Below are 3,939 nucleotides of genomic sequence, written 5' to 3' on the forward strand. Positions count from 1 at the left end.
CCCTCCGCGCGGGGGGCGGGGGGCCCCGCCCGCCCCCCCCCCCCGCCCGCTCCTACAGGGTCCCTCACATCATTCAAGGCCGGTGCAAGACCTGTGGCAGGTTACCGCTCATCCTCCTTCCACGGCGCCTGCAAATACCGCGTGCGGTTGAAGGTTTCCAGCCACTCCGGGCAAAACACCACCAGCGCACTGATCACCATGCCGTTGATGAACGCCTCCGGGAACATCATCAGCCACAGGTAACCCACAAAGTCGCTAAGCCACTCCGGCATGGCAAACCGCCCATCCAGCCACAACACGCCCAGCGCCACAGGCACGCAAACAAGCACGGTCAGCGCGGCAGGAAAGAAACCCGAACAGAAGATATAAACAAACAGGTTCCGCGGCTGCGCACGCTCGACCACTATCGCGCACACCTCGGTAATCAACACCGGCAAGCCCACCAGCAACAAGCCATTCACCCCCAGCGCCGCCAGGTCCTGGCGCCCCAGCACCAGCAAGCCAAGCTGGGCCATGAACCCGCCCAGCACCGCCAGCGGCCAGTCCAGCAGCAGCGTGACCGCCGTCATGCCAATAAAGTGGTACGACACCCCGGTATCGAAATCGCGCCTCACCAGCCACAACGCGAACAGGCAAAACACCGTGCCGAACAGCAAATGCTGGCGGCGCCGATCAGTGAACAGTTCAACCCAGCGAACCCGGCTGACCGCCCAGAGCAGCAACGGCACATAACCCAGCCAGCCAAGGGTAAGGGTGGTGCCGGACAACACCTGCGCGCTGATCACCTGAACAATGCCCCTTGCCGCCATGTGGATTAAACCGAGTCTACACCCATTCTCCCTTTCCTTCGGCTGCGGTAGGCTGGCGCCCTCATTCAGTGCAGGAAGCATTGGTCATGCCGGAAGGACTCAACCCCACCCTGCTGCTGGCGGCAGCACTCAACGCCATCATTGGTGTATTGCACTTGGCGATCATTGCCGTCGGCCCGCGCTGGTATCGCTTGTTCGGTGCCGGCGAGCGCATGGCGCGGGCGGCTGAAAAAGGCCGCTGGTACCCTGGGCTGATTACTGCCGCCATCGCCTGCGTGCTGCTGAGCTGGTCGGCCTATGCCTTGTCGGCGGCCGGGGCAATCGGGCGGTTGCCGCTGTTGCTGCCAGCCATGTGCCTGATCACCCTGGTGTACCTGGCGCGTGGCCTGCTTGGGCCCAGATTGCTGGCCGGCACCGGGCGCTCGCAACGCTTTATCGTGGTCAGTTCGCTGATCTGCCTGGGCTTTGGCGTGGTGCACCTGGTCGGGCTGCTGCAGCAATGGCCGATACTTCGCTGATTCTCACGCACAAACAGCATCTTACCGTCATCGATTAACGGCTAAGCTTGTCTGCATGGATGACTCAGACTACCTGCGCCTGCTTACCATCCAGGCGGAACAAGCCAATGCCTTCCTCTCCAACGCCCGCAAGTGGGAGCGGGAGCGGTGGGTGTGCCAGCGCCTGTTGCAGGGGCTGAACATCCCCTACCGCAGCGAGGACTTCACCCCGGCCGGGCAAGAACCACCTGATGTGCTGTTCCGTGACGCGGCTTTCGAGGTGTTTTTCGTGCTCGACGAGGGCCGCCGGCTGAATGATGAATGGCGCGAAGAGCTGCAGCGCAGGCGCAGTGCGTTTTCCCTGGCGCAACTGGTGCGCCGCGAAGCGCGCCCAAGGCGCATCAGTGCTACCGAGCTGCTCGGGCGCCTGGCGCCGACCTTGCGCAAGAAGGCGCACAACTACCGCGAGCGCGGGCTGGAGCTGAACGAGCTGGACATCATCGCCTTCTCCAGCCTCAAGCGCGAAGTGCTCGACCTCAACACCCACTTCCCGCCACCTACCGAATACCTGCGCCAGGGCTGGCGCTCGCTGTCGCTGGTGGGGCCGACCTTTGCCCGGGTGCTGTTCGCCCACCCCGACGCGCCAGATTTTTTGCGCAGCAACCTGGGCCGCAGCATCGTTTTCGACGTGGGCATCAGTCTTTGATCCAGTGCAGCGAATGTTTGCGATGGCGTACACTCGGCGCCAGGGATAGAAAGCATTATCATTTGTTTCAAGCGCTTGCGCGAACGCTGTAGCGTTTGCGCAGTCACAAACGTCTACCTGACGAGGCCCACCATGACCAGTCGCCTGAACCCGGAAGATCAGCGTCGTGTCGATGAGTATCTGCGCGCCCCCCAGCACCAAGTCGAGCGTCGGCCTTTCCGGCCCTGGCTGCTCCTTGTGCTGGTGCTGGCCGTGACCATCGGGTTGGGTCTCATCAGCCGCCTGCTGAGTGGACTGGTGCTATGAGCTGCTTCGCGCTCGCCCTCCCCTCGTGCAATTTGCGGCCGCCCCACAGGGGCACGAATTCCGTAAACCTTATGAGATATTCCCATGACTCATCGCATCGTGATTGTCGGCGGCGGCGCCGGCGGCCTGGAACTGGCGACCCGCCTGGGTAAAAGCCTGGGCAAGCGCAAGCAGGCCGACATCACCCTGGTCGACGCCAACCTCACGCACATCTGGAAGCCGCTGCTGCACGAAGTGGCGGCCGGCTCGCTGAACTCCTCGGAAGACGAACTGAACTACGTGGCCCAGGCCAAGTGGAACCACTTCAACTTCCAGCTGGGGCGCATGAGCGGCCTGGACCGTGAAGGCAAGCAGATCCAGCTGGCCGCCACCCTCGACGAAGAGGGCCGCGAGCTGCTGCCTGCGCGCACCTTGGCCTACGACACCCTGGTGATCGCTGTGGGCTCCAACACCAACGACTTCGGCACCCTGGGCGCGGCGCAGCACTGCCTGTTCCTGGACACCCGCAAGCAGGCCGAGCGCTTCCACCAGCAACTGCTCAACCACTACCTGCGTGCCCACGCCGGCGATGTGGCCAGCGAGCAGATCAGCGTGGCCATTGTGGGTGCCGGTGCCACCGGTGTAGAGCTGGCGGCCGAGCTGCACCACGCGGCCCACGAGCTGGCGGCCTATGGCCTGGATCGCATCCAGCCCAAGGACATGCACATCACCATCATCGAGGCAGGCCCGCGGGTACTGCCGGCGCTGCCGGAGCGCATCAGCGTGCCGGTGCACAAGACCCTGGAAAAACTCGGCGTGAAGGTGCTGACCAACGCTGCCGTCAGTGAAGTGACCGAAGATGGCCTGAAAACCAAGGACGGTGAAGTGATCCAGGCCAGTTTGAAGGTATGGGCGGCCGGTATCCGTGCGCCAGGCTTCCTGAAAGACATCGATGGCCTGGAAACCAACCGCATCAACCAGCTGGTGGTGCGCCCTACCCTGCAGACCACCCGCGATGACAACATTTTCGCCTTCGGTGACTGCGCCGCGTGCCCGCAACCGGGCAGCGACCGCAACGTGCCGCCACGTGCGCAGGCTGCGCACCAGCAGGCTTCGATGCTGGCGCAGAGCCTGAAGGCGCGGCTGGAGAACAAGGCGCTGCCGACCTACGAGTACAAGGACTACGGCTCGCTGGTGTCGCTGTCGCGCTTCTCGGCGGTGGGCAACCTGATGGGTAACCTGATGGGCAGCGTGAAGCTGGAAGGTTGGCTGGCGCGGATGTTCTATGTGTCGCTGTACCGCATGCACCAAATGGCCCTGTATGGGTTCTTCCGCACGGCGTTGATGATGCTGGGCAGCAAGATTGGCCGGGGGACCGAGCCGCGCCTGAAATTGCACTGACAGGCATCGACAATCCCCTGTAGGAGCGGGTTTACCCGCGAATGCGGCAGTGCAGCCACCATCGCATTCGCGGGTAAACCCGCTCCTACAAAGGGATGGCGTGGCAATGAGCGTCAAGAAGGGCCTGCACTGAAGGGTGCATTTTCCCAAGACAAAGAAAAAGGGCATCTCATGCGAGATGCCCTTTGTTCATGGTGGGTCGTGTAGGATTCGAACCTACGACCAATTGGTTAAAAGCCAA

General features: G+C 62.9%; 5 protein-coding genes. 4 read left to right on the forward strand and 1 reads right to left on the reverse strand.

Annotated features, from left to right (window positions below):
• Positions 1 to 101 precede the first annotated feature (101 nt).
• Positions 102 to 809, reverse strand: coding sequence for an energy-coupling factor ABC transporter permease (locus tag IAE39_RS29180; protein WP_201207924.1), 708 nt, complete (start codon positions 807 to 809; stop codon positions 102 to 104).
• An 86-nt stretch (positions 810 to 895) separates the two neighbouring features.
• Here IAE39_RS29180 and IAE39_RS29185 point away from each other — a divergent pair, with 86 nt between their 5' ends.
• The 4 genes from IAE39_RS29185 (at position 896) to IAE39_RS29200 (ending at position 3,698) form a co-directional block, all read left to right on the forward strand.
• A complete protein-coding gene (locus IAE39_RS29185; protein WP_201207925.1) occupies positions 896 to 1,327 on the forward strand; it encodes a hypothetical protein in 432 nt (143 codons plus the stop codon).
• Positions 1,328 to 1,382: 55 nt separating this feature from the next.
• Positions 1,383 to 2,012 (forward strand): DUF1780 domain-containing protein, encoded by a 630-nt coding sequence (locus IAE39_RS29190; protein ID WP_201207926.1) that lies wholly within the window; start codon positions 1,383 to 1,385, stop codon positions 2,010 to 2,012.
• A gap of 132 nt (positions 2,013 to 2,144) precedes the next feature.
• On the forward strand, positions 2,145 to 2,318 hold the full coding sequence (locus tag IAE39_RS29195) for a DUF3094 domain-containing protein (RefSeq protein ID WP_008091951.1): 174 nt from the start codon (positions 2,145 to 2,147) through the stop codon (positions 2,316 to 2,318).
• Positions 2,319 to 2,402: 84 nt separating this feature from the next.
• Complete coding sequence (locus IAE39_RS29200; protein ID WP_201207927.1) at positions 2,403 to 3,698, forward strand: NAD(P)/FAD-dependent oxidoreductase; 1,296 nt, start codon at positions 2,403 to 2,405, stop codon at positions 3,696 to 3,698.
• The last annotated feature ends 241 nt before the right edge of the window (positions 3,699 to 3,939 follow it).

It is taken from the genome of Pseudomonas sp. S37, assembly GCF_016658545.1.
Taxonomy (GTDB): Bacteria; Pseudomonadota; Gammaproteobacteria; order Pseudomonadales; family Pseudomonadaceae; genus Aquipseudomonas.

Excerpts from the sequence above, each read along its gene's own strand:
- IAE39_RS29190 (WP_201207926.1), top strand. The coding sequence starts at position 1,383 with ATGGATGACTCAGACTACCTGCGCCTGCTTACCATCCAGGCGGAACAA.
- IAE39_RS29185 (WP_201207925.1), top strand. The coding sequence starts at position 896 with ATGCCGGAAGGACTCAACCCCACCCTGCTGCTGGCGGCAGCACTCAAC.
- IAE39_RS29200 (WP_201207927.1), top strand. The coding sequence starts at position 2,403 with ATGACTCATCGCATCGTGATTGTCGGCGGCGGCGCCGGCGGCCTGGAA.
- IAE39_RS29180 (WP_201207924.1), bottom strand. The coding sequence starts at position 809 with ATGGCGGCAAGGGGCATTGTTCAGGTGATCAGCGCGCAGGTGTTGTCC.
- IAE39_RS29195 (WP_008091951.1), top strand. The coding sequence starts at position 2,145 with ATGACCAGTCGCCTGAACCCGGAAGATCAGCGTCGTGTCGATGAGTAT.